This window comes from Aeromicrobium sp. Root236 (genome assembly GCF_001428805.1).
Taxonomy (GTDB): Bacteria; Actinomycetota; Actinomycetes; order Propionibacteriales; family Nocardioidaceae; genus Aeromicrobium.
In genome coordinates this window covers 3,600,336-3,622,585 of the sequence record NZ_LMIS01000001.1, presented here as the reverse complement: position 1 = coordinate 3,622,585, position 22,250 = coordinate 3,600,336, and the positions used below count along the sequence as shown (strand labels likewise).

27 protein-coding genes and 1 other RNA gene are annotated in these 22,250 nt (G+C 68.6%); 11 read left to right on the top strand and 17 right to left on the bottom strand.

Features of this window, described 5'->3' with window-relative positions; all coding sequences use genetic code 11:
* Nucleotides 1-12: 12 nt before the first annotated feature.
* Complete coding sequence (locus ASE12_RS18165) at nucleotides 13-501, bottom strand: hypothetical protein (RefSeq protein WP_056403928.1); 489 nt, start codon at nucleotides 499-501, stop codon at nucleotides 13-15.
* Nucleotides 502-637: 136 nt separating this feature from the next.
* Here ASE12_RS18165 and ASE12_RS18160 point away from each other — a divergent pair, with 136 nt between their 5' ends.
* Nucleotides 638-1,144, top strand: coding sequence for a sigma-70 family RNA polymerase sigma factor (locus ASE12_RS18160; RefSeq protein WP_056403926.1), 507 nt, complete (start codon nucleotides 638-640; stop codon nucleotides 1,142-1,144).
* Nucleotides 1,141-1,809: an anti-sigma factor gene (locus ASE12_RS18155; RefSeq protein WP_056403923.1), complete on the top strand. Its 669-nt coding sequence runs from the start codon at nucleotides 1,141-1,143 to the stop codon at nucleotides 1,807-1,809. Before ASE12_RS18160 ends, ASE12_RS18155 begins: the two co-directional genes overlap by 4 nt.
* Before the next feature lie 132 nt (nucleotides 1,810-1,941).
* Here ASE12_RS18155 and ssrA read toward each other — a convergent pair.
* From ssrA to ASE12_RS18115, 9 genes are all read right to left on the bottom strand, one after another.
* Nucleotides 1,942-2,310, bottom strand: a transfer-messenger RNA (tmRNA) gene (gene ssrA / locus ASE12_RS19890).
* Between the two features lie 101 nt (nucleotides 2,311-2,411).
* Complete coding sequence (locus ASE12_RS18150) at nucleotides 2,412-3,788, bottom strand: MFS transporter (protein ID WP_162255525.1); 1,377 nt, start codon at nucleotides 3,786-3,788, stop codon at nucleotides 2,412-2,414.
* Nucleotides 3,789-3,900: 112 nt separating this feature from the next.
* The gene (locus tag ASE12_RS18145) at nucleotides 3,901-4,776 is read right to left on the bottom strand and encodes an amidohydrolase family protein (RefSeq protein ID WP_056403920.1); all 876 of its coding nucleotides are present in this window, start codon (nucleotides 4,774-4,776) and stop codon (nucleotides 3,901-3,903) included.
* Between the two features lie 2 nt (nucleotides 4,777-4,778).
* Entirely contained in the window at nucleotides 4,779-5,252 is a 474-nt protein-coding gene (smpB, locus tag ASE12_RS18140) for an SsrA-binding protein SmpB (RefSeq protein ID WP_056212575.1), read from the bottom strand.
* A 29-nt stretch (nucleotides 5,253-5,281) separates the two neighbouring features.
* Nucleotides 5,282-5,761, bottom strand: a complete 480-nt coding sequence (locus tag ASE12_RS18135) for a type II toxin-antitoxin system RatA family toxin (protein WP_056403917.1) — start codon at nucleotides 5,759-5,761, stop codon at nucleotides 5,282-5,284.
* Nucleotides 5,762-5,768: 7 nt separating this feature from the next.
* Entirely contained in the window at nucleotides 5,769-7,016 is a 1,248-nt protein-coding gene (locus ASE12_RS18130) for a peptidoglycan DD-metalloendopeptidase family protein (RefSeq protein WP_082582383.1), read from the bottom strand.
* 110 nt (nucleotides 7,017-7,126) lie between these two features.
* Nucleotides 7,127-8,041: a permease-like cell division protein FtsX gene (gene ftsX / locus ASE12_RS18125; protein ID WP_082582382.1), complete on the bottom strand. Its 915-nt coding sequence runs from the start codon at nucleotides 8,039-8,041 to the stop codon at nucleotides 7,127-7,129.
* Between the two features lie 9 nt (nucleotides 8,042-8,050).
* Nucleotides 8,051-8,740 carry a cell division ATP-binding protein FtsE gene (ftsE, locus tag ASE12_RS18120; protein ID WP_056403906.1) on the bottom strand — a complete coding sequence of 230 codons (690 nt, stop codon included), beginning with the start codon at nucleotides 8,738-8,740 and terminating at the stop codon, nucleotides 8,051-8,053.
* A gap of 47 nt (nucleotides 8,741-8,787) precedes the next feature.
* Entirely contained in the window at nucleotides 8,788-9,996 is a 1,209-nt protein-coding gene (locus ASE12_RS18115) for an ROK family transcriptional regulator (protein ID WP_082582505.1), read from the bottom strand.
* A 109-nt stretch (nucleotides 9,997-10,105) separates the two neighbouring features.
* Between ASE12_RS18115 and ASE12_RS18110 the strand changes: the two genes are divergently transcribed.
* From ASE12_RS18110 to ASE12_RS18090, 5 genes are all read left to right on the top strand, one after another.
* Complete coding sequence (locus tag ASE12_RS18110; protein WP_200955049.1) at nucleotides 10,106-11,638, top strand: sugar ABC transporter ATP-binding protein; 1,533 nt, start codon at nucleotides 10,106-10,108, stop codon at nucleotides 11,636-11,638.
* The gene (locus ASE12_RS18105; protein WP_056403901.1) at nucleotides 11,635-12,648 is read left to right on the top strand and encodes an ABC transporter permease; all 1,014 of its coding nucleotides are present in this window, start codon (nucleotides 11,635-11,637) and stop codon (nucleotides 12,646-12,648) included. Before ASE12_RS18110 ends, ASE12_RS18105 begins: the two co-directional genes overlap by 4 nt.
* Before the next feature lie 44 nt (nucleotides 12,649-12,692).
* Nucleotides 12,693-13,739, top strand: a complete 1,047-nt coding sequence (locus ASE12_RS18100) for a substrate-binding domain-containing protein (RefSeq protein WP_056403898.1) — start codon at nucleotides 12,693-12,695, stop codon at nucleotides 13,737-13,739.
* 79 nt (nucleotides 13,740-13,818) lie between these two features.
* The gene (locus tag ASE12_RS18095) at nucleotides 13,819-15,006 is read left to right on the top strand and encodes a Gfo/Idh/MocA family protein (protein ID WP_056403894.1); all 1,188 of its coding nucleotides are present in this window, start codon (nucleotides 13,819-13,821) and stop codon (nucleotides 15,004-15,006) included.
* Nucleotides 15,003-16,010 carry a sugar phosphate isomerase/epimerase gene (locus ASE12_RS18090; RefSeq protein WP_056403890.1) on the top strand — a complete coding sequence of 336 codons (1,008 nt, stop codon included), beginning with the start codon at nucleotides 15,003-15,005 and terminating at the stop codon, nucleotides 16,008-16,010. Before ASE12_RS18095 ends, ASE12_RS18090 begins: the two co-directional genes overlap by 4 nt.
* Nucleotides 16,011-16,123: 113 nt before the next feature.
* On the opposite strand, the gene prfB is transcribed toward ASE12_RS18090, so the two are convergent.
* Entirely contained in the window at nucleotides 16,124-17,230 is a 1,107-nt protein-coding gene (prfB, locus tag ASE12_RS18085; protein WP_056403888.1) for a peptide chain release factor 2, read from the bottom strand.
* Nucleotides 17,231-17,252: 22 nt separating this feature from the next.
* Entirely contained in the window at nucleotides 17,253-17,435 is a 183-nt protein-coding gene (locus ASE12_RS18080; RefSeq protein ID WP_056212555.1) for a DUF5302 domain-containing protein, read from the bottom strand.
* 117 nt (nucleotides 17,436-17,552) lie between these two features.
* Between ASE12_RS18080 and ASE12_RS18075 the strand changes: the two genes are divergently transcribed.
* Together ASE12_RS18075 and ASE12_RS18070 are read left to right on the top strand one after the other, a co-directional pair.
* Nucleotides 17,553-17,969 carry an HIT family protein gene (locus ASE12_RS18075; RefSeq protein ID WP_056403885.1) on the top strand — a complete coding sequence of 139 codons (417 nt, stop codon included), beginning with the start codon at nucleotides 17,553-17,555 and terminating at the stop codon, nucleotides 17,967-17,969.
* A gap of 82 nt (nucleotides 17,970-18,051) precedes the next feature.
* Nucleotides 18,052-19,293, top strand: a complete 1,242-nt coding sequence (locus ASE12_RS18070) for a carboxypeptidase regulatory-like domain-containing protein (RefSeq protein ID WP_056403882.1) — start codon at nucleotides 18,052-18,054, stop codon at nucleotides 19,291-19,293.
* 60 nt (nucleotides 19,294-19,353) lie between these two features.
* Here ASE12_RS18070 and ASE12_RS18065 read toward each other — a convergent pair whose 3' ends face one another.
* Nucleotides 19,354-19,806 (bottom strand): helix-turn-helix domain-containing protein, encoded by a 453-nt coding sequence (locus tag ASE12_RS18065; RefSeq protein ID WP_056403879.1) that lies wholly within the window; start codon nucleotides 19,804-19,806, stop codon nucleotides 19,354-19,356.
* Nucleotides 19,807-19,896: 90 nt separating this feature from the next.
* On the opposite strand from ASE12_RS18065, the gene ASE12_RS18060 reads away from it, so the two are divergent.
* Nucleotides 19,897-20,493, top strand: a complete 597-nt coding sequence (locus ASE12_RS18060; RefSeq protein WP_056403876.1) for a dihydrofolate reductase family protein — start codon at nucleotides 19,897-19,899, stop codon at nucleotides 20,491-20,493.
* On the top strand, nucleotides 20,490-20,876 hold the full coding sequence (locus tag ASE12_RS18055; protein ID WP_056403875.1) for a PPOX class F420-dependent oxidoreductase: 387 nt from the start codon (nucleotides 20,490-20,492) through the stop codon (nucleotides 20,874-20,876). Before ASE12_RS18060 ends, ASE12_RS18055 begins: the two co-directional genes overlap by 4 nt.
* Here ASE12_RS18055 and ASE12_RS18050 read toward each other — a convergent pair.
* Genes ASE12_RS18050 through ASE12_RS20430 form a run of 4 tightly spaced genes read right to left on the bottom strand, consistent with a single transcriptional unit; the run spans nucleotide 20,873 to nucleotide 22,241 of the window.
* Entirely contained in the window at nucleotides 20,873-21,271 is a 399-nt protein-coding gene (locus ASE12_RS18050; protein ID WP_056403870.1) for a pilus assembly protein TadG-related protein, read from the bottom strand. The two genes, ASE12_RS18055 and ASE12_RS18050, sit on opposite strands and share 4 nt — an antisense overlap.
* Complete coding sequence (locus tag ASE12_RS18045; RefSeq protein ID WP_056403868.1) at nucleotides 21,268-21,693, bottom strand: hypothetical protein; 426 nt, start codon at nucleotides 21,691-21,693, stop codon at nucleotides 21,268-21,270. Before ASE12_RS18045 ends, ASE12_RS18050 begins: the two co-directional genes overlap by 4 nt.
* A complete protein-coding gene (locus ASE12_RS18040) occupies nucleotides 21,690-22,076 on the bottom strand; it encodes a TadE/TadG family type IV pilus assembly protein (protein ID WP_056403866.1) in 387 nt (128 codons plus the stop codon). The genes ASE12_RS18045 and ASE12_RS18040 overlap by 4 nt, the downstream gene beginning before the upstream one ends.
* Nucleotides 22,077-22,079: 3 nt before the next feature.
* Nucleotides 22,080-22,241: a hypothetical protein gene (locus tag ASE12_RS20430; protein WP_200955048.1), complete on the bottom strand. Its 162-nt coding sequence runs from the start codon at nucleotides 22,239-22,241 to the stop codon at nucleotides 22,080-22,082.
* Nucleotides 22,242-22,250 lie beyond the last annotated feature (9 nt).

Below are 22,250 nucleotides of genomic sequence, written 5' to 3'. Positions count from 1 at the left end.
GCCCGCCAGCGCTCAGTAGCCCCCGCCGCCCGTGGTGTCAGGGCTGTCGGTGATCTTGTCGCCGGCCGGCGACACGACCCACCAGATGCCACCCTCGGCACCCTGCCCTTCGGTGTCACCCGGGTCCTCGTCGTCATGGAACGTGTAGAGCGGCCGGCCGTCGAGCGTGACCTGCTTCGCTCCGTCGGTGCCCGTGATCGTGCCGACCTTGCCGGTCACGCCGTCGACCTCGGGCTGGTCCGACGACGTGGTGATCGCCGGCCACTCCTCGACGCACTCCCCCGTGCAGGCGCTCTTGCCGGAGCCCGGGGAGTCCTTGTCGAAGACGTACGCCGTCATGCCCTTGCCGTCGACGACGATCGTGCCGAACGAGGTGTCTGACGTACCGATGACGGACCCCTTGGCTGGGACGTCGCCCGCCGAGTCGGAGCCTCCGCATGCCGTGAGGCCGAGCAGGGCGAGCGAGCCGCCTGCCGCGGCGAGGATGAGCCTGCTGTTCATGACGATCAACTTCCTTCGAGCCATGGAGGCGCGCGTACGCCCCTGATGTGAGGACGAGAGCGACGCACAAGGCGTTCAATGACCTGAGGAGTTGAACGAAATGGCCCTGCTTCCCGTTGTAGGGCCTGGAGGACGGATGCCCAAGGACCAGGACGAGCTGCTGCGTGCGCTGCACGACACGCACGCGCCTGCCCTCCTGCGCTACGTGACCCGGCTGACGTACGACCCGGCGCTCGCCCAGGACGTCGTGCAGGAGGCGCTGTTCCGTGCCTGGAAGCGCCCCGCGATCCTCGAGCAGGGCGACGCCGCGTCGCGGGCCTGGCTCTTCACGGTGGCTCGCAACCTGGTGATCGATGACCGACGCAGCGCTCGCCACCTCCACGAGGTGTCGAGCGAACGACTGCCCGAGACGTCGCGCAGCGACGGCACCGACGCGACCCTGGACCGGTGGCTCGTGTCCGACGCCCTCAGGTCGCTGTCGCCCGAGCACCGCCAAGCCGTCGTCAACTCGTACTACCTCGGCCGCTCCGCCGCCGAGGTCGCTCGCGAGGAGGGCATTCCCGAAGGCACGGTCCGCTCACGCATGCACTACGCGCTCCGCGCCCTACGACTCGCGATGCAGGAAAGAGGTGTCACGCGATGAACGACGATCCGTTCCACGACTGGGACGCCGCGTACGTCCTCGGCCAGCTCGGGCCCGACGACCGGCGGGCGTACGAGGCTCACCTCGCCACCTGCGATGCCTGCTCGGCGGCTGTCGCCGAGCTCGCCGGGATGCCCGGCATCCTCGCCACCCTGAGCAAGGACGAGGCACTCGCCCTGCTCGAGCCCGTCGAGGAGCCCCACTCGGACGGCCTCGTGACCCGCCTGGCCACGGCTGCCGCGCGTCGTCGCCGCCGCGTGCGCGTCGCGATCGCCGGCGCGGGCGTCGCCGCGGCCTTGGGCCTCGGTGTCGCCGGCTACGCCGTGGGGTCGGCGGACGACCAGCCTTCTGGCCGGTTCGTGGCGATGAGCGAGGTGCAGCCCGGCGTCATGACCGCCAGCCTGCGAGTCGAGAAGAAGGCCTGGGGCACCCGGCTGGACTGGAACTGCCGCTACCTGGCGACCAGCGGCTACAGCGCCAGTCGTGTGTACGAGCTCGTCGTCATCGACACGTCCGGCCGAGAGACGGTCGCCGCGTCGTGGGTCGCCACCGATCCCACGGCTGCATCACTGTCCGCCTCGAGCGCCGTGCCCAAGGCCTCCATCGCCAAGGTCGAGATCCGCGTCGCCGGCTCTGCCGAGCCGCTGACCGAGACGGAGCTGTAGGTGCGGGGAACTGCGGGGATCCCTTCATGAGCGGCTTCGCCGCGACGGAGGGGCCCACTCGATTCACTCTGCTGGTTTCACGACATGACAAGACCCCGTCGCCCAAAACCGGGGCGGCGGGGTCTTGTCATGTCGTGGAGCTGCCGGGAATCGAACCCGGGTCCTATGGCGCTGAGTCAGGGCTTCTCCGGGTGCAGTTCGTCTGTCGCTTTTCTCGGCCCCGACGCTCGGACGAACGCGTCGCCGACAGGCCCAGTCGCAGAAAAGTCCCGATCACACGCTGCGACGCCGTGTGATCAGCAAGTCCCCTAAATGAGACTGGCGATCCGGAGCGGGAACGCCCCCGGGCCAGCCCTTCACCTATCGCTTAAGCAGCGAGGGCGAAGTCAGTGCGCTTTGAATCGGCACTTGTTGGTTTCCAGAGATCGTTTAAGAGATAACCCTGGATCCTCTACCCGCTTCACCTGAATCGAACGACCTTAGTCGAAACCGATCAGCCCCTCTTGAGTTTTCAAACGCTGCCGAAGCAACGTCACCATCCTACTCCTGTACAACCTCCGGACCGACCCAGGAATTCCGAGAGCGGGTCGTACGGCGGCTGCCTAGTCCTCGGCCAGCAGGGCTTCCGGGCTCACCGCACGCCCGTGGATCAGGGCTGCGGCGCAGGCTCCGGCGACGACCAGCATGCCGACGCAGATCAGCATGCCCATGCGGAAGCCGGGCGCGAACACGTCGGGGTCCGCGAAGTCGGAGCCGGCGATCCCGGCGATCGGCGGGATCGCGGCGACGGCGAGCAGCGACGCCGTGCGGGCAACCGCGTTGTTGATGCCGGACGCGATGCCGGTCTGCATGTCGGGGGCCGCAGCCAGCACGGCGGTGGTGAGCGGCGCGACGAGCAGCACCAGGCCGATGCCGAAGACCACCGAGCCGGGCAGCACGTCGATCCAGAAGTTGGTGTGCTCGTCGATCATGAGCCACCACAGCAGGCCGCCGGCCGCCACCAGTGGACCGAACGTCATGGGCCACCGAGGACCGATCCTGGTCGCGAGCGCACCGGACTTCGCGGAGAACAGCAGCATCAGGATCGTCGCGGGGATCGTCGACAGGCCCGCCTCGAGCGGCGAGAACCCCGCGACGTACTGGAGCTGCAGCACCAGCAGGAAGCCGGATGCCGCGAGCGCGCCGTAGATCGCGAACGTGCAGATGTTGGCCGCCGTGAACACCCGGTTGGCGAACAGCTCGAGCGGCACCAGGGCGTGCGGCGTGACCTTCTGATGGACCACGAACGCCGCCAGGACGATGACGCCGCCCACCGACCACATCCATGACTCCTCGACCAGCCCGTACGTCAGCAGGGCCAGGCCGATCGCGGTCAGAGCGGCGCCACCGAGATCGAGCTTCTTCTGCTCACCGGTCGTCTCCGGCACGTGCTTCACCGACAGGTAGACGACGGCGGCCGCGAGCGGCACGTTGATCCAGAAGATCGACCGCCAGCCCACCGAGTCGACCAGCCAGCCTCCGACCAGCGGGCCGATGGCCGTCGTGACCCCGGCGAGCCCCGACCAGACGCCGATCGCGGGGCCGCGGTCCTCCGGCACGAACGACGCCGAGATGATGGCCAGGCTGCCGGGCGTCAGCAGCGCCGCGCCGACACCTTGCAGGCCGCGTGCCGCCACGAGCACCTCGATGGTGGGCGACACCGCGCACACGACGGAGGCCGCCGCGAACCAGACGACACCGACGACGAAGACGCGCCGTCGGCCCAGGCGATCACCCAGCGAGCCGCCGACGAGGATCAGTGCCGCGAGCGTCAGCGTGTAGGCGTTGACGGTCCACTGCTGACCTGGCAGGCCACCGCCCAGGTCACGGGTGATGGCCGGCAGCGCGAGCCCCACGATCGAGCCGTCCAGGAACGCCATGCCCGATCCGAGGATCATCGCCGCCAGCAGCCACTTGCCCTGCGCGCTCGCCAGCCTCATGTCGACGCCCGCAGGAAGAGCCCACGACATGCGGGCGACGGCATGACTGCTGCCACATGATTCCCGCCCCCTACTCGCAGGGCTCGTGGGGGTACCCCCAGCTGGCGCTCGGTCATGCCGAGACCCCGAACAGCTCGGCGCCGTTGTGCCAGAGCACCGAGCGCAGCCAGTCGTCGCCGAGGTCGAGCCGCTCGAGCACCTCGACCTGGTGCGCGTACGCATAGGGGATGTTGGGGAAGTCGGTGCCGAACAGGATCTTGTCCTGCAGCCCCGCGAGGCGCGGCGCGACGCCGTCGGGGATCGGGAGTCCCCAGAAGTCGACGAAGGCCATCGTGGTGTCGAGCCGCACGTTGGCGTAACTCTCGGCGAGATCGAGGAATTCCGAGATCTCGGGCATCCCGAGGTGCGCGATGATCAGCGCCAGGTCCGGATGGCGGGTGAGGACGTCGGCGACGCCGGCGGGCCCGGTGTAGGTGCCGGGCGCGGGGCCGGACCCAGCATGGAGGACGATCGGCGTGCCGCTCTCGGCGAGGGCGGCCCACACCGGCTCCAGCACCGGGTCGTTCGGCGCGAAGTCACCGACCTGCACGTGCGCCTTGAAGACGTCGACCCCGTCGGCGATGCGCTTCGGCACGTAGGTCGCCGCCTCCGGCTCGGCGTAGAACGTCGCCGAGTGCAGGGCGTCAAGCGTGTTCGCCGCGAACTCCGCGGTCCACTCGTTCATGAACTCCGCGACGCCCGGCTTGTGGGCGTACGACAGCGCCGAGAAGCGCTTGACTCCCATCGCGCGCAGCTGGGCGACGCGCTCGTCGTCGCTGCCGCGGTAGGTCACCGGCCACGGGCGCCCCAGCAGCGGGCCCGCCGAGTCGAAGTAGGCCCACACCTTGGCGAGGATCGCCGGCGGCATGAAGTGCGTGTGGACGTCGACGATGCCCGGGATGCCGAGCTTCTCGGTCCATGCCGGGAGGTCGGCGTCCTGCAGAGCCACCGCTACATGCCCTTGAGCCGACGCCCGAGGTCGCGCTCAGCCTCGCGGGTCGCGTCGCGCTCGGCGATCGCATGCCGCTTGTCGTACGTCTTCTTGCCCTTGGCCAGGGCGATCTCGACCTTGGCCCGGCCGTCCTTGAAGTAGAGCGAGAGCGGGACGATCGTCAGGCCCTTCTCGGACGTACGCCGCTCGATCCGGTCGATCTCCTGCCGGTTGAGCAGCATCTTGCGGCGACGACGCGTCTCGTGGTTGGTCCACGTGCCCTGCGTGTACTCCGGGATGTGCACGTGCAGCAGCCACGCCTCGCCGCGCTCGATCTCGCCGAACCCGTCGACGAGGGATGCGCGACCCGCACGCAACGACTTCACCTCGGTGCCGGTGAGGACCAGTCCGGCCTCAAACGTGTCTTCGATGTGGAAGTCGTGGCGCGCCTTCTTGTTCTGCGCAACGAGCTTGCGCCCGGTTTCCTTGGCCACACACCCATGTTCTCATGTCGGGCAGACAGTCAGCGGCGTACGGCCGCCAGCACCACGGGATCGGTGCAGCCCCGGGCGAAGCCGGCGATCCGGCGATCGATGTCGCGGCGCAGCACCCGGGCGCCGATCCACTCGACGACCGGCGCGAGCCAGCGGGGCCGGCAGCGGAAGTTGTAGCGCCAGGTCGCCCGGGTGCCACCGCCGCCGGAGACCGGGGCGAAACGCCAGCCGCCGGCGAACGACTCGAAGAACCACGGTCCCTCGAGCATCTTCATCCCGACATTGGTCGGCGGGTTGAACGACACGTACTCGCTGGTCATCCGCAGGATCCTGAGGCGGTGCCGGGTCGCGGTGCGTACGCCCTTGGCGGGCGCCGTGGCCCCGTCCAGCAGGTGCTGCTCGTGGATGAACGGGTCCCACCGCAGGCGCGTCTCGCCGGTCGTCTGCGACACAGCGAAGGCGGTGGCGGGATCGACTCCGAGGATCACGCTCGACTCGACGACCGGCACGGGTCTCCTACAGCCAGCCCATGGGGTTCACGGTGGACCCGTTGACGAGGACCATGAAGTGCAGGTGGCAGCCGGTCGAGTAGCCGGTCGTGCCGGAGTAGCCGATCGTCTCGCCGCGCTTGACGTGCTGCCCCGGGCTCACGGTCCAGCGGGTCAGGTGGTTGTACGTCGTGACGATCCCCTTGCCGCGCATGCGGCCGTTGTTGAGGATGATCCGGTTGCCGTAGCCGCCGTTGTAGTACGTCTGCAGGACCGTGCCACCAGCAGCGGCGTGGACGGGCGTGCCGCACGGGGCGCCGAAGTCGGTGCCGTCGTGCAGCTTCCAGACGTGCAGCACGGGATGGAAGCGCATGCCGTACGGCGAGGTGATCGGGAAGCCGCTGACCGGGTAGGACAGGGTGCCCCCACCGTCGCCGCCGGCGTCCTTGACCTGCTTGGGCGTCAGTGCCCGGATCTTGGCCTCGGTCTGGGCCCGCTCGTTCTCCAGCGAGGCGAGCTGCTTCTTGTCCTCCGCACGGAGCTTGGCTGCGGTCCAGCGGGCGCCCCTGCGAGCGGTGACCAGCTTGACGACCTCGGCCGCCTGGTCCGCCGCCGCGGCTTCGAGCTGTTGCTTGCGTACGAGGTTGGCGGCGGCGGCCTCACGCTGCACCTTGACCTGGTTGCGGAGCCTCGTCACCTTGTCGCGCTTGACCTCGAGGAGCACCCGCGTCGCGGCGAGATCCTGCATCGTGGCGGTCTGGTCGTCGCTGACCGCGTCGTTGAGACTCATCTGCTCGGTGAACGCGGTGGGATCCTCGCCCTGCAGCAGCCCGCTGAACGCACGCATGCCCGGGTCACCCTGCTCGATGTTCTGGACCGCGAACTGCTCCACCTTGGCCTCGGACTCGCGCAGCTCGGCCTTGCTCTGGGTGAGTCGCGCCTTGGCGGCATCGAGCTCGGCCTGGGTCGAGATGAGCTTGGCCTGCATCTGTGCGTCACGTGCCTTCGCAGTCGCGAGGGCGCCGCGGGTGTTGCTGAGCTTGGCCTGGGCGGCGTTGAGTCTCGCCTGGGCGCGGTTGAGGGCAGCCACCGCGTTGGCGTACTGCTTCGTCGACTGCTCGAGGTCCTTCTTGGCGTCGCCGATCTTGCCGCTGACGTCCTTCTTGTGCTTCTCGAGGTCATCCCTCTTGTCGGCGAACGACGGAGTCGTCAGCGCAGCGATGAGTGCTGCGACCAGCAGCACCGCCAGCGATGCTCTGCGGGTGGTGGAAAGCATGACCTCGACCTCGGGGGAAGATCCTCCCCGGAGGGAGGACGTGTCGGTTGTCTCTCCCGCACCTTACGTCACATCAGTCACACCGGGAAGCATTTGACCGCCGGGAGTGGCTAGACGTCGAGGTACTTGCGGGTCATCACCAGCGTCGGGACGAGCGCGAGCGCCAGGGCGAGCAACGTCGTCCCGCCCATGACGACCAGCGCCTCGTGCCAGCCCACCCACGTCGTGAGTTGACCCAGGGTGTGCCGGAGGTAGCGGTAGACCACGAAGTACATGAACGCGGCCAGGCCCCCAGCGGCCAGTGCCGCCGAGAGCAGCGCCGCGATCAGCGACTCCAGCACGAACGGCAGCTGGATGTGCCAGCTCGAGGCGCCGACGAGACGCATGATGCCGATCTCGCGCCGGCGCGCGTATGCCGTCATGCGGATCGTGTTGGACACCTGCAGGATCGCCGCGACGATCAGGAGCAGCGCGACCGCCCAAGCACCGACCTTCATGTTGGTGAGGAAGTCGAACAGCGGGCTCAGCAGCTTCTTGAGCGAGTTGACGTTGCCGACCCCGTCCATCCCGGCAACCTGGCTGACGACGCCGTCGTACTTGTCGGCGTCCTTGAGGGTCACGAAGTAGGACTCGGGGAACGAGTCCGGGCTGAGGGTCTCGAGCTGCTTGCGCCCGCTGTCGGACTGGCCGAGAAGCGCCCGTGCCCGCTCGTAGTTGTCGTTGGGCGTACGGACGTCGAACGACTTGACCTCAGGGTTCTCGCGCAGCGCCTGCTGCACGGCCTTCTTCTGGTCGTCCGTCGCGACGCCGCCGAGGCAGTTGGAGCTCGGCGAGTTCTTGGTGCACAGGTTGACCTGCAGCTGGAGCTTGGAGCCGAAGTACTTCTCGGTCCGGTCGGCCTGGCTCTGGATCAGCAGACCCAGTGCCACGAGCAGCAGGGACACCGTCATCGTGACGACCAATGAGATCGTCATGGACTTGTTGCGGGACAGGCTTTGACGCAGCTCGCTCAAGGTGCTTCGCATCGACGTCTCCTAGTTCTGGTAGCCGTAGATGCCGCGGGCCTCGTCACGGACGACGAGTCCGTTGTCGAGCTCGATGACCCGCTTGCGCATCTGGTCGACGATCGACGAGTCGTGCGTCGCCATGACCACGGTGGTGTCAGTGCGGTTGATCCGGTCGAGCAGCTTCATGATGCCGACGCTCGTCGCGGGATCGAGGTTTCCGGTGGGCTCGTCGGCGATGAGGATCATCGGCCGGTTGACGAACGCGCGCGCAACGGCGACGCGCTGCTGCTCGCCACCCGAGAGCTCGTCGGGCATGCGGTGACCCTTGCCCTCGAGCCCCACCATCTCCAGCGTCTCGGGGACGACCCGGTTGATCTCGCTGCGCGACTTGCCGATGACCTGCAGCGCGAAGGCGACGTTCTCGGTCACGGTCTTGTTGGGCAGCAGCCGGAAGTCCTGGAACACCGTGCCGACCTGGCGGCGCAGCTTGGGCACCTTCCAGCTCGAGAGCTTGTTGATCTCCTTGCCCGCAACATAGACGCGACCGGTGGTCGGCCGGGCCTCGCGGAGGATCAGGCGCAGGAACGTCGACTTGCCCGAGCCGGAGGAGCCGACGAGGAAGACGAACTCGCCCTTCTCGATCTCCAGGTCGACGGCATCGAGCGCAGCGCGCTTCTGGCCGGGATAGGTCTTGGTGACCTTGTCGAATCGAATCACCCGTCGAGTGTAGGTGGGCGACCCCACCTGTCGTCGGACCCGGCTGACTAGGCCGTTTGCGCTGCAGCCTGTCTCGCCACGTACTCGTCGACAGCACGCGGCGCCAGCACGGCGTCGACCACCATGGCGCTCGCGCCGAGGATTCCCCCGCGGCTCGCGGCCGACGTGCTGACGATCCGCAGGTCATGCGTCGCCAGCGGCAACGAACGCTGGTAGACGACCTCGCGTACGCCCGCCAGGAGGTACTCCCCGGCCTCTGAGAGCTTGCCGCCGATCACGATGACGGACGGGTTGAGCATGTTGACGCAGGTCGCCAGCACCGAGCCGAGGTCGCGACCCGCCTCGCGTACGGCCTGGAGCGCGGCGATCTCGCCGGCGACGACCGCATCGACGATGTCCTGCGAGCCCTCGACGTCGAGCCCGCGCTCCCGCAGCTTGGCCGCGATCGCCGGGCCGGCCGCGACGGCCTCGAGGCAGCCGGTGTTGCCACAGCGGCACACCACGTCGTCCCGGGCTCCGGCGACCTGCACGTGCCCGAGGTCGCCGGCCGAGCCGAGAGCCCCACGCATGAGCCGGCCGTCCGAGACGATGCCGGCGCCGATGCCGGTGGCGACCTTGACGAGGAGGAGGTGCGGGGCCGACTGCCACGACGTGGCGTACTCCCCCAGCGCCATGAGGTTGACGTCGTTGTCGACGAGGACGGGACCGACGAACGTCTTGCCGAGGTGCGCCGGGATGTCGAAGTCGTGCCAGCCCGGCATGATCGGCGGGTTCGCGGGCCGGCCGGTGGCGTGTTCGACCGGTCCGGGCACGCCGATGCCGACGCCGGCGACGTCGCTGAGCGGGCGGTCGATCGCGGTCAGCAGCTTGCGACCGATCGCCGTGACACGGTCGAGGACCTTCTCGGGGCCGTCCGCGATGTCGCTGTCCACGGTCTTCTCGTCGAGCACCTGACCGGACAGGTCGGTCACGGCGACGCTCGCGTGCGACGCGCCCAGGTCGATCGCCAGCACGACCCGGTTGTCGCGGTTGAGGGCGAAGCGGGTGGGCGGGCGGCCGCCGGTCGACGCGGCTTCGCCCACGGGTGCGAGCAGGCCGGAGGCGAGCAGCGCATCGACCCGCGCGGTCACGGTCGACCGCGCGAGGGACGAGAGCTGGGCGAGCTCGGCTCGCGTACGAGGGGTGCCGTCGCGCAGCAGCTGGAACAGCTCACCCGTGCCGGCGAGGGTCGGCGGCAGCGCGGGAGGCACGGTCATGGCCATGAGTAAACCATGCCCCCTTTCATGACGATTGTGAACCAAGTATGCCGACCAGCATCATACTTTTGCTTGACGAACGACAAAACGTGTGACTAGCATCACCGCCATGCCACAGCCCCTGCTCGAGATGCGCGGCATCGTCAAGGAGTTCCCCGGCGTCCGCGCCCTCGACGGTGTCGACCTCGTCGTGCGCGCCGGCGAAGTGCACTGCCTGCTCGGGCAGAACGGCGCCGGCAAGTCGACGCTGATCAAGGTCCTGTCGGGCGCCCACGACGTCGACGAGGGCACGATCCTCTGGGAGGGCGAGCCGGTCAGCTTCTCGGACCCGCAGGCGGCGCTGGCGACGGGCATCGCGACGATCTACCAGGAGCTCGACCTCATCGACGGGCTCAGCGTCGCCGACAACATCTTCCTCGGTCACGAGAAGGCACGCGGCGGCGTCACCCGCGACCGCGACATGAACCGCGCGGCGCGTGAGCTGCTGCGCCGGCTCGGCCACCCCGAGATCCGGCCGACCCGCGAGGTGGGCAGCCTCTCCGCCGCCGGCAAGCAGATCGTGTCGATGGCTCGCGCCCTGTCCCGCAACGCGCGCGTCATCGTGATGGACGAGCCCTCAGCCGTCCTCGACCCGGACGAGGTCGACGGCCTGTTCCGCGTGGTCGAGGACCTGCGGTCGTCCGGCGCGGCGATCATCTACATCTCGCACCGGCTCGAGGAGATCCGCCGCATCGGCGACCGGCTCACGGTGCTCAAGGACGGCCGCACCGTCGCGACCGACCTGCCGGCCCGCGAGACGCCGACCTCCGAGCTCATCACGCTCATGACCGGGCGCACCGTGTCGTCGGTGTTCCCCCGGCGTACGGCCGAGCTGCCCGACGTCGCTCCCCTGCTGAGCGTCGACTCGATCAGCCGCGACCGCGAGTTCACCGACGTGTCGTTCGACGTACGTCCTGGCGAGATCGTCGGCATCGCCGGACTGGTCGGCGCCGGGCGCAGCGAGATCATCGAGACGATCTACGGCGCTCGACGAGCCGGCTCCGGCTCGGTCACCGTCGACGGGCGCACCTTGCGCAACGGGTCGGTCTCGGCTGCCGTCTCCGCCGGCCTGGGGCTGTGCCCCGAGGAGCGCAAGTCGCAGGGCCTCGTGCTCGACGACGCGGTCTACCGCAACATCTCGCTGGCGAGCCTCGACCGGTTCGCGCAGTACGGCATCTCGCGTGAGGGCGCGGAGCGTCGCGCGGCTCATGAGGCCGCCCGCTCCGTCGACGTACGCCCCGACGATCCCGACCGCATCATCCGCACGCTCTCGGGCGGCAACCAGCAGAAGGTCGTCCTGGCCCGTTGGCTGCTGCGGTCGTGCAAGGTGCTGCTGCTCGACGAGCCGACCCGCGGCGTCGACGTCGGCGCCCGAGCCGAGATCTACACGCTGATCCGGGAGCTCGCCGACTCCGGCGTGGCCCTCGTGATCGTCTCCAGCGACATCGAGGAGGTGCTCGGGCTGTCCGACCGGGTCCTCGTCGTCGCAGACGGCCGGGTCGTCCACGACGGCCCGACCGACGCCATCGACGCCTCCGGCGTGCTCGACCGCATCCTCGCCGAGCACGAATCGCCCCCGATCCAGGAAGAAGACATCGCGTGAGCGCCTCCCTCCAGAACGACCCCTCGCTGACGGTGCCCGCCCCCACGAAGGGGGACGGCGGCGGCACGCTCAGCATCGCCCGCAACCTGGGACTGGTCATCGCGCTGGTGATCCTGTGCGTCGTCGGCGTCATCACGGCGGGCGACCGGTTCGCCAGCACCGAGAACCTGCTGACGATCCTGCGCCTCGCCGCCGTGGTCGGCGTCGTGTCGATCGGCATGACGTTCGTCATCACGGGCGGTGGCATCGACCTCTCGGTCGGCGCGATCCTGGCACTCGCATCGGTGTGGGCGACCACGACCGGCACGCAGGACATGGCCGACAGCATCGGCTGGATCGCGATGGTCTTCAGCGCCCTGCTGGTCGGCACCTGTGCAGGCCTCATCAACGGCATCCTCATCGCGTACGGCAAGGTCGTCCCGTTCATCGCCACGCTGGCGATGCTCGCCTCGGCCCGCGGTCTCGCCGAGGTCATCGCCGACCGCAAGACCCAGATCATCCGCAACCAGGGCTTCACCGACTTCTTCGGCGGCGAGCCGCTGGGCATCCCCGTCATCGTCATCATCTTCGCGTTGGTCACCGTCGCCGGCTGGTTCCTGCTCAACCGCACGACGTTCGGCCGGCGCACCTTCGCGGTCGGCGGCAACCCCGAGGCCGCCCGGCTGGCCGGCATCAAGGTGCAGCGTCACACGGTCTATCTGTACGCCCTGCTGGGCCTGACCTGCGGCATCGCCGCCGTGATGCTGATGTCCCGCACCACGACAGGGTCCTCGACCCATGGCACGGGCCTCGAGCTCCAGGCCATCGCAGCCGTCGTGATCGGCGGCACGCTGCTCAGCGGTGGCCGCGGCACCGTCACCGGCACGTTGCTCGGTGTCCTGATCTTCACGACCCTCACCAACGTCTTCACGCTCAACAACCTCTCGACGTCCACCCAGGCCGTCGCGAACGGCGTGATCATCGTGATCGCCGTGCTGCTCCAGCAGCAGGTCGCGAACCGCAAGACCTGACTTCTCCACGCCCGTCCGCCCCCACCACAACAGGAGTCCACACCATGTCCGTTTTCCATCATCGTCGGCGTCGCGGTCTCGCGATCGTCGGTGCCTTTGCAGCAGCCACGCTCGTGCTCGGTGCCTGCGGCAACAGCTCCGACGGCGGAGGCGACTCCAACGTCAGCAAGAGCAACACCGACAACGACAAGGACGGCAAGAAGGTCGTCATCGGCTTCTCCGCCCCGGCAGCCGACCACGGCTGGATGGGTGCGATCACCAAGGCCGCCGTCGCCCAGGCCAAGCAGTACGGCGACGTCCAGCTCAAGGTCGCCGAGGGCACCAACGACGTCAACCTGCAGATCTCGCAGGTGGAGACGTTCATCAACGACAAGGTCGACGCGATCGTCCTGCTGCCGTTCGACGGCGCCGCGATGACGTCCGTGGCTCGCAAGGCCATGGACGCCGGCATCGTCGTGATCAACGTCGACCGTGAGTTCGACTCGCCGTTCGCCGCCCGCACCACGGTGCTGGGCGACAACTACGGCATGGGCGTCTCGGCCGGCACGTACGTCTGCGACCACGCCAAGGGCGACAAGAACAAGATCGTCGCCGAGATCGCCGGCATCGACTCGCTGCCCCTGACGCAGGACCGGTCCAAGGGCTTCGCCGACGCGCTCAAGAAGTGTGGCCTCAAGGTCAACAACCGCGTCGCTGCCGAGTTCACGGTCGAGTCCGGTGAGAAGGCGGCGTCCAACCTGCTGCAGGCCGCGCCCAAGATCGACTACCTGTGGAACCACGACGACGACCAGGGTGTCGGCGTCCTCGCGGCGATCAAGAACGCCAACCGCGACGAGTTCACCATGATCGGTGGCGCCGGCTCGGCCAACGTCATGCGCGACATCAAGGCCGACAACACGGTGCTCAAGGCGACGGTCATCTACCCGTCGACCCAGGCCGCCGACGGCATCAAGCTCGCCCGCCTGCTGGTCCAGGGCAAGTCGATGTCGGACCTCTCGGAGGTCGAGGTGCCGCGTCAGATCAAGCTGGCCGCACCCGTGGTCACCAAGGACAACGTCGACACCTACATCAAGTCGGCTTTCGAGTCCTGACCGGTCGGGGGCCCGCGGTCACCGCCGCGGGTCCCCACCCACCACGCCACACTGAGACCACTCACACGAGAGCAGGGACATGACCGACACACGTACCGAGCTCGGGATCGGCATGGTCGGCTACGCCTTCATGGGCGCCGCCCACTCCCAGGCCTGGCGCACCGCCCCCTCCTTCTTCGACCTGCCGCTCCGTCCGCGGCTGACCGCGATCTGCGGCCGCAACGAGGACGCCGCCGGTGACGTCGCCCGGCGCTTCGGCTGGGAGTCCGTCGAGACCGACTGGCGAGCGCTGCTGACTCGCGACGACATCGACGTCATCGACATCTGCACCCCCGGCAACACCCACGCGGAGATCGCGATCGCCGCCCTCGAGGCCGGCAAGCACGTGCTCTGCGAGAAGCCGCTCGCCAACACCGTCGAGGAGGCCGAGGCGATGGCCGCCGCAGCCGCCGAGGCCGCGAAGCACGGTGTACGCGCGATGGTCGGCTTCACCTATCGACGTACGCCGGCCGTCGCGTTCGCCCGGCAGCTCGTCGCGGAGGGCCGCATCGGGACGATTCGCCACGTACGCGGGCAGTACCTCCAGGACTGGCTCGCGGACGAGAACGCTCCCCTGAGCTGGCGGCTCGACAAGTCGCTCGCGGGATCCGGCGCACTCGGGGACATCGGAGCCCACATCATCGACATGGCGCAGTTCGTCACCGGCTCGTCGATCACGTCGGTGAACGGCCTGATGGAGACGTTCGTCAAGACCCGTCCCATCGCGGGCGAGAGCGCGACGCTCGGCGGCACCTCCAGCGCCGACGCGGAGCGCGGACCGGTGACCGTCGACGATGCGGCCGCCTTCACCGCCCGCTTCGCCGACGGCGCCATCGGCGTGTTCGAGGCGACCCGGTTCGCCACGGGCCGCAAGAACGCCCTGCGGCTCGAGGTCAACGGCACGCGCGGCTCGATCGCGTTCGACTTCGAGGACATGAACGTGCTCGAGCTGTTCGACGCGACCGAGGATCCCGCCATCGCGGGGTTCCGCCGCATCATGGTCACCGAGGCCACCCACCCGTACATCGCGGCCTGGTGGCCGCCGGGGCACGGCCTCGGCTACGAGCACGGCTTCACCCACCAGGTCGTCGACCTCGTCACCGACATCGCCAAGGGTGCCGACCCGGTCCCCTCGTTCGCCGACGGCCTCGCGGTGCAGCGGGTGCTGGCCGCGGTCGAGGCGAGCGCCGCCGACGGCACGACGCAATCGACAGGAGCAACCTCATGACTCGTCCGATCACGTTGTTCACCGGCCAGTGGGCCGACCTGCCGTTCGAGGAGGTCGCGCGCCTGGCCTCCGGCTGGGGCTACGACGGTCTCGAGATCGCCTGCTGGGGCGATCACCTCGACCCGTGGGCCGCTGTCGAGGACCCCGGCTACATCCAGACCCGGCTCGACATCCTCGAGCGTTACAACCTCAAGGTCTACGCGATCTCCAACCACCTCAAGGGTCAGGCGGTCTGCGACGACCCGATCGACCAACGGCACCAGGACATCCTCTCGGCGCGCGTGTGGGGCGACGGTGACCCTGAGGGCGTACGCCAGCGCGCCGCCGAGGAGATGAAGCACACCGCTCGCGCGGCCAGGATGCTCGGCGTCGACACCGTCATCGGGTTCACCGGCTCGTCGATCTGGAAGTACGTCGCGATGTTCCCGCCCGCGTCGGAGGCGATGATCGCCGCCGGCTACCAGGACTTCGCCGACCGCTGGAACCCGATCCTCGACGTGTTCGACGAGGAGGGTGTGCGCTTCGCGCACGAGGTGCACCCCAGCGAGATCGCGTACGACTACTGGACGACGCATGCCGCCCTCGACGCGATCGGTCACCGCGAGGCGTTCGGGCTCAACTGGGACCCGTCACACTTCGTCTGGCAGGACCTCGATCCCCTGGGCTTCCTGTGGGACTTCAAGGACCGGATCTACCACGTCGACTGCAAGGACGCCAAGAAGCAGACCGGCAACGGACGCAACGGCCGGCTCGGCTCCCACCTGCCCTGGGCCGACCCGAGGCGCGGCTGGGACTTCGTGTCGACGGGGCGTGGGGACGTGCCGTGGGAGGCGTGCTTCCGGATGCTCAACACGATCGGCTACGACGGACCCATCTCGGTGGAGTGGGAGGACGCCGGCATGGACCGCCTGCTCGGAGCGCCCGAGGCCCTGGCGTTCGTCAAGGCCAACCTGTTCGACGCCCCCACCGCAGCCTTCGACGCCGCCTTCAGCTCCGGGGACTAGGGACCTCGGAACGCTGCGTCGACGGCCCACCAGGTCTCGTCACCTGACGCCTTCGGCGTGATCGCTCGACCCGCCTCAACGCAGTCTGCTGACTCGGCCGCGGGCGGCCTCCTCTACGCAGACTGGTTTCGGCGCCAGCGGATGCCGGCCTCGATGAAGTCGTCGATCTCGCCGTCGAGCACGGCCTGCGTGTTGCCGGTCTCGTGCTCGGTCCGCAGGTCCTTGACCATCTGGTACGGGTTGAGGACGTAGTTGCGCATCTGGTCGCCCCACGACGCCTGCACGTCGCCGCGCAGCTCGTCGAGCTGCGCGCGCTCCTCGGCCTTCTTGAGCGCCAGCAGCTTGGCCTTGAGGATCACCATCGCGCTGGCCTTGTTCTGCAGCTGGCTCTTCTCGTTCTGGCAGCTGACGACCGTGCCGGTCGGGATGTGCGTCAGGCGTACGGCCGAGTCGGTCGTGTTGACGCTCTGGCCGCCGGGGCCCGACGAGCGGAACACGTCCACCCGGATCTCCTCTTCGGGGATGTCGATCTCGTCGGTCTCCTCGAGCACCGGCACGACCTCGACGGCGGCGAACGACGTCTGGCGGCGGCCTTGGTTGTCGAACGGCGAGATGCGGACGAGGCGGTGGGTGCCGGCCTCGACCGACAGCGTTCCGTACGCATAGGGCGCCTTGACCGCGAACGTCGTCGACTTGATGCCGGCTTCTTCGGCGTACGACGTGTCGTAGACCTCGACGCTGTAGCCGTGGCGCTCGGCCCAGCGGATGTACATGCGCTGGAGCATCAGGGCGAAGTCGGCGGCGTCGACGCCACCGGCGCCGGAGCGGATCGACACGAGGGCGTCGCGCTCGTCGTACTCACCGGACAACAGGGTGCGGATCTCGAGCGAGTCGATCGCCTTCTGGATGCGCACCAGCTCGGCGGCGACCTCGGCCGTGGCCGAGGCGTCGTCCTCCTCGATGGCCATCTCGTGCATGATCTCGAGGTCGTCGAGGCGCCCGCGCAGGCTCGTGACACGTTCGACCTCGGCCTGCAGCGCCGAGAGCCGGCTCGTCACACGCTGGGCGTTGGCCTGGTCGTCCCACAGCCCGGGATCGCCGACCTCCTCCTGGAGCGTCGCGATCTCCGCGCGAATCGAGTCGAGATCGAGGACCTTCTCGATCGACGTCAGGGTCGCGTCGAGGGCCTTGGTCTGCTCTGCAAAATCCGGTGTCACCACCCGACGAGGTTACAGGGAGAGGTCAGATGCTCTTGCGCCGGAACTCGGGCGACTGCGTCGGACCGTTGGCTCCGTGCGACTTCTCGCTGCCGTCGTGCTCGGCGCCCTCGGCGGTCGCGTGGTGCTTGCCCTTCTTCTTCTCCAGCGCCTCGCGGAACTTGGCCTTCATGTCGGACTTGTTGTCGGTGCCTTCTGATTCAGCCATGCCTCCACCCTATGCCCATGTGTGATGGGATCGAGCCATGACCGAGCGCCAGCGAGGGAAACGAAAGGACTCATGCCGTCGCCTCCGTATGGTGGGCTTCTTGGTGGAGGTGACGGCATGACTTCCGACTGCCTGTTCTGCGGGATCATCGCCGGCACGACTCCGGCGACGATCGTCCTGGAGACCGATGACGTCGTCGGGTTCCTCGACGTACGGCCGGTGTTCAAGGGGCACACGCTGCTGGTGCCTCGCGAGCACGTCGTGACGCTGTCCGACCTGCCCGAGGCACTGATCGTGCCGCTCTTCGGCACGGCTCAACGCGTCGCCGACGCCGTCACATCGGGCCTCGGTGCGCAGGGCACGTTCGTCGCGATGAACAACGTCGTCTCGCAGAGCGTCGCGCACCTCCACGTGCACGTCGTGCCTCGTACGAAGGGCGACGGCCTGCGCGGGTTCTTCTGGCCTCGTACGAAGTACGCGGACGGTGAGGCCGAGGAGTACGCCGCCAAGCTGCGGGCAGCCCTCGAGGCCTGACGAAAAGTTGCCGCCCGAGGACAACCAAACCCGTCCCGCGCGCATCACCACCAGAAGACACTCGAATCCTCAGGGGGAATGCATGAAGCACCTGGTCCGTACGTCAGCCCTGCTGACGCTGCTCGTCGCACTACTGACACTGGGACTGGTCGTGCCCAGCACGGCCGCGACCTCGACCGGCTACGTGAAGGGCGTCGTCACCCTCGACGGCGCGCCGCTCAAGGGCGCGACGATCGAGCTCTACTACAAGGGCGACGACGGCTACGAGGGACCCAAGCTGGCCGTCGACACGACCGACAGCAAGGGCGCCTACTCGTTCACGATCAACGTCAACGGCCTCTACGGGCCGGCCGACTACCTTGGCCACACGATCCTCATCAAGGATTCGCAGCACCGGATCGTCGCCACGTCCCGCTCGTTCACGGGTCTTGCGGGCAAGACCGTCACGCGCAACGCCACGGTCACGAAGGCGGCGACCATCACGGGGTCGGTCAAGCGCGGCGACGGCGTGTCGACACAGAATCTGCGCGTGAACGTCTTCGGCCCGTCCAAGTCGATCGACCCCGACCGTGACCTGCCTTTGGCCTACGACGAGGTGGTCTCTGTGGCCTCGGACGGCTCGTTCGCCCTCTACGGACTGCCCGCAGGCGACTACAACCTCGGGTTCACCGATGCGGGCAAGACGTACTTCCCGCAGTGCTACGACAGCGCTCCCTTCTCGCAGTTCTGTGAGGACGCCACCGTGGTCCACGTCGACACCGGGCAGAAGCTGGGCACGAACCCCCAGGTGATGACCACCAAGGGCAGCCGCATCGCGGGCACGGTCACCGACACCTCCGGCCGACCCATCGCGGGCGCCTACGTCATTGTCGAAACCGACAAGGGCGACTTCGACAGCAAGTCCACGTCGACCGGAGCCTTCAAGATCGGTCCGCTGACCGACGGCACGTACGAGCTCGATGTCAATGCCCCGTCCCCGTGGGTGTCGGCCGGCGCTGTGGCCTCGGTGGACGTCGCCGGCAAGGACGTCCAGGGAGTGCAGATCAAGCTCAAGTCCAAAGCCTTCCTCACGGCGACGATCACGCCCGGCAAGGGCACCGCCACGACCGCCTTCAAGGTCATCCGCCGGGCAACTGGCATGCCGGCCGGCGGCTCCGTCACGGTGAGCTGGCAGTCGATCGCCAAGACGGTCAAGCTCGTCAACGGCAAGGGCACCGTGAAGCTGACGGGACTGCCGAAGGGCCGGCGGAAGATCACGTTCACCTTCTCCGGCTCGTCCTCCACCGCGCCAGTCACCAACGTCGTCGCCACGACGGTGAAGTAGCGCAGGACACGAAGGGGCCGCGGTCCGCGCCGTCGCGCGGTCCGCGGCCCTTCGTCATGCCTAGGCAGCGGCTCCCGGGCCGGCCTCCACGTCGATGTCGTCCGCGTGCATCGGCTCTCCGCAGCCGGAGCAGCGCAGGTCGACGCTGCTGATCTCGCCGCACGCGTGGTGGCGGTAGAGCACCGGCGGACCGGCCTCGCCGGCCAACCATGTGTCACCCCATCGCACCATGACCATCAGGACGTCGATCAGCTCGGTGCCCTTCTCCGTCAGGTGGTACTCGTGGCGCGGGCGGTTGTCGTACGGCCGGCGCTCCAGGACGCCGTGCTCGACGAGGTGGTTGAGCCGCTCCGTCAGCACCTTGCGGGAGATGCCGAGGTCGGCCTGGAGCTGCTCGAACCGGTTCATGCCGACCCATACGTCACGCAGGATCAACGGCGACCAGGGCTCGCCGATGACGTCGAGGGTGCGCGCGATGGAGCAAGCCATGGCGCCGAAGTCCGTACGTTGCATGATGCGATCCTAACGCATCGGGGTTCCCTCAAGAAACTTTAGATGCTACGTTCTTGGAGTCTCTTCAAGGAACTCGAAAGGAACGACACCATGAGCAAGGTCTTCACCGCCATGTCGGTCTCGGTCGATGGCTTCGTCACCGGGCGCGACGCGCGCCCCGGGCACGGACTCGGGGACGGCGCCGCACTCTTCGACTGGTTCTTCACCGGGGACGTCCCCAGCCGGATGTTCAGCGGCTTCAGGCTGAGCGAGGCCAGCGCGCCGATGTTCGAATCCATGGCCGAACGCGTGGGCGCCACGGTCGCCGGGCGCAAGACGTACGACGACTCCGAGCAGTTCGGCAACGACGGTGCACCGCACCCGACCGCTCCCCTGTTCGTCCTGAGCCATCGGCTCGCCCCTGACATGGGCGAGCGCCAGACGCTCGTCACCACGGGGATCGAGGACGCGATCGCTGCGGCCAAGGGTGTCGCCGGCGACAAGGATGTCGCCCTGATGGGCGGCGGCATCGTGACCGAAGCCCTCAAGGCCGGGCTGGTCGACGAGCTCGTGCTCAACCAGGTCCCGATCCTGCTCGGCGCCGGTCGGCTGTTCTTCCAGGAGCTGCCTGCGCACATCCAGCTGCGCCTGATCGAGGCCGTGCCCGCCCCCGGCGTGACGCACCTCCACTACGAGGTGCAGCGATGATCGACCCCGAAGTCCGCGAGGTCCTCGACGGCACCTCGACCGCCCACCTCGCCACGATCCTGCCCGACGGCGCTCCACACTCGGTGCCGGTCTGGGTCGGGACCGAGGGCGAGCGCGTCGCGATCCTCACCGGCCCGGAGACCCTCAAGGCCCGCAACCTGCGGCGAGACCCCCGCGTGGCACTGTCGTTGACTCCGGTCGACAACCCGTTCCACCCGATCCTCATCCGTGGCCGGGTCGTCGAGTGGCTCGAGGGCGACGCCGCGTGGGAGGTCGTCGACCGGATCGCGCAGAAGTACATCGGTCAGCCGTACGGGCGCGACGCCGAACGGGTCGTCGCCCTCATCGAGCCCGTACGCCAGATCGCCGGCCGCAACGGCTAGTCGCCGAGCCGGAGCTGCGAGGTCGCCTCGGAGACGATCGTCGTCCGCGACGTCCAGCCCGGCGGGGCTATGGCGAGGCTCACGGTGCGCTCCAGGCGTACATGGACCTGGTCACCATCGGTGCGGACGGCGACGACCCGGATGCCGTCACCCGAGACGTACTCGCCGATCAACCGCCGCGCCTCGGCGTCGTCGAGCGTGACCTCGCCGCGCCGGTAGAAGTCGGCCTGGCTCAGTCCGTCCGCAGCGGCCAACGCGGCACCGTCGGCGACGTTGTCGAGCTGCTGGCGCTGGAGGAAGGCGGCCGAGGAGTTCACCACCACGACCGCCATCAGGCCGAGGAAGACGAAGAACCCGATCGTCATGACCGTGATCTGGCCGTCCTCACGCTTCACCGCTCCCTCCGATAGGTGCCGTAGGGCTCCGTGTGCGTGCTGTCGACCGTGATGCCGCCGAGCTGCGAACCGAGCGCGCTCGGCGTGAGCGGCAGCTGCTGGGTCGTACGCACGACGACCCGGACCGACGACCCGGGCCGGAGGCAGTCCGCCGGAGAGGGCAGACAGGTGATCTGGACGCTCGCGGCGGCCAGGCCCTGGTCGTCGAGCGCCACCCGCGCGGCCAGCCTCGCGCGTTGTTCGCCGGACGCCGGGTCCGGCGCTTGCAGGAACGCTCGTGCCGCCGAACGACTCGCCGTCGACACCCCGTACGACGCGCGCTGGGCGTCGAACACCGCGACGAGGATGTAGACGAAGGGCACGAGGAGCAGGATCGAGAGCCAAACGAACTCGACCGTGGCGGTGCCTTCCTCCCGGTTCATGGTTCGACGTCGCTCACCGCGTGGCCACGCACGGTGATCGGGACCGAAGGCCCGAAGAGGCCGAGCGCTGGGACACGAGCACGTACGACGACCTCGGTGCCCGGCATCCCGCCGATCGACGTGCGAGTCGCGGTCACGTCATCGGCGTAACGGTCGGCGAGCGCCTCGCGAATCATGGCGCGGGTGCGCGCCGCGCCGTCAGCGGGCGTGGCTCCGAGCGGGGCGGCAGACCGGGCGCCCTCGGACGCTGCCGCCGCAGCCGTGTTGCGGACGTGCAGCACGAGCGCCACCTGTGCCACCCCGAGCACCAGCGGGACGAGCAGCACCATGATGAGCACGAAGTCGACGACTGCCGCCCCGCGCTCGCGAGTGGCCCGGCCCATGACTCAGCCGCCGACCGCCGACAGGGCCTGGGTCAGCATCTGGCGCAGCTGCGGGCCGGCGACCGCCGACAGCACGGCCACGATTCCGGCGCTCATCACGGTGATCATGACCCAGCCCGGCACGTCGCCACGCTCGTCATGACGAGGAGATCGGAATTGCCACATGTGAGTTCC

What these genes read in the sequence shown, in the direction of transcription:
- ASE12_RS18115 (WP_082582505.1), bottom strand. Translation starts at nt 9,996, where the DNA reads ATGACCGTGCCTCCCGCGCTGCCGCCGACCCTCGCCGGCACGGGTGAG.
- ASE12_RS18040 (WP_056403866.1), bottom strand. Translation starts at nt 22,076, where the DNA reads ATGGGCCGGGCCACTCGCGAGCGCGGGGCGGCAGTCGTCGACTTCGTG.
- ASE12_RS18070 (WP_056403882.1), top strand. Translation starts at nt 18,052, where the DNA reads ATGAAGCACCTGGTCCGTACGTCAGCCCTGCTGACGCTGCTCGTCGCA.
- ASE12_RS18055 (WP_056403875.1), top strand. Translation starts at nt 20,490, where the DNA reads ATGATCGACCCCGAAGTCCGCGAGGTCCTCGACGGCACCTCGACCGCC.
- ASE12_RS18065 (WP_056403879.1), bottom strand. Translation starts at nt 19,806, where the DNA reads ATGCAACGTACGGACTTCGGCGCCATGGCTTGCTCCATCGCGCGCACC.
- ASE12_RS18095 (WP_056403894.1), top strand. Translation starts at nt 13,819, where the DNA reads ATGACCGACACACGTACCGAGCTCGGGATCGGCATGGTCGGCTACGCC.
- ASE12_RS18060 (WP_056403876.1), top strand. Translation starts at nt 19,897, where the DNA reads ATGAGCAAGGTCTTCACCGCCATGTCGGTCTCGGTCGATGGCTTCGTC.
- ASE12_RS18080 (WP_056212555.1), bottom strand. Translation starts at nt 17,435, where the DNA reads ATGGCTGAATCAGAAGGCACCGACAACAAGTCCGACATGAAGGCCAAG.
- ASE12_RS20430 (WP_200955048.1), bottom strand. Translation starts at nt 22,241, where the DNA reads ATGTGGCAATTCCGATCTCCTCGTCATGACGAGCGTGGCGACGTGCCG.
- ASE12_RS18045 (WP_056403868.1), bottom strand. Translation starts at nt 21,693, where the DNA reads ATGAACCGGGAGGAAGGCACCGCCACGGTCGAGTTCGTTTGGCTCTCG.
- ASE12_RS18165 (WP_056403928.1), bottom strand. Translation starts at nt 501, where the DNA reads ATGAACAGCAGGCTCATCCTCGCCGCGGCAGGCGGCTCGCTCGCCCTG.
- ASE12_RS18130 (WP_082582383.1), bottom strand. Translation starts at nt 7,016, where the DNA reads ATGCTTTCCACCACCCGCAGAGCATCGCTGGCGGTGCTGCTGGTCGCA.
- ASE12_RS18150 (WP_162255525.1), bottom strand. Translation starts at nt 3,788, where the DNA reads ATGAGGCTGGCGAGCGCGCAGGGCAAGTGGCTGCTGGCGGCGATGATC.
- ASE12_RS18155 (WP_056403923.1), top strand. Translation starts at nt 1,141, where the DNA reads ATGAACGACGATCCGTTCCACGACTGGGACGCCGCGTACGTCCTCGGC.
- ftsX (WP_082582382.1), bottom strand. Translation starts at nt 8,041, where the DNA reads ATGCGAAGCACCTTGAGCGAGCTGCGTCAAAGCCTGTCCCGCAACAAG.
- ASE12_RS18110 (WP_200955049.1), top strand. Translation starts at nt 10,106, where the DNA reads ATGCCACAGCCCCTGCTCGAGATGCGCGGCATCGTCAAGGAGTTCCCC.
- ASE12_RS18160 (WP_056403926.1), top strand. Translation starts at nt 638, where the DNA reads ATGCCCAAGGACCAGGACGAGCTGCTGCGTGCGCTGCACGACACGCAC.
- ASE12_RS18100 (WP_056403898.1), top strand. Translation starts at nt 12,693, where the DNA reads ATGTCCGTTTTCCATCATCGTCGGCGTCGCGGTCTCGCGATCGTCGGT.
- ASE12_RS18075 (WP_056403885.1), top strand. Translation starts at nt 17,553, where the DNA reads ATGACTTCCGACTGCCTGTTCTGCGGGATCATCGCCGGCACGACTCCG.
- ASE12_RS18090 (WP_056403890.1), top strand. Translation starts at nt 15,003, where the DNA reads ATGACTCGTCCGATCACGTTGTTCACCGGCCAGTGGGCCGACCTGCCG.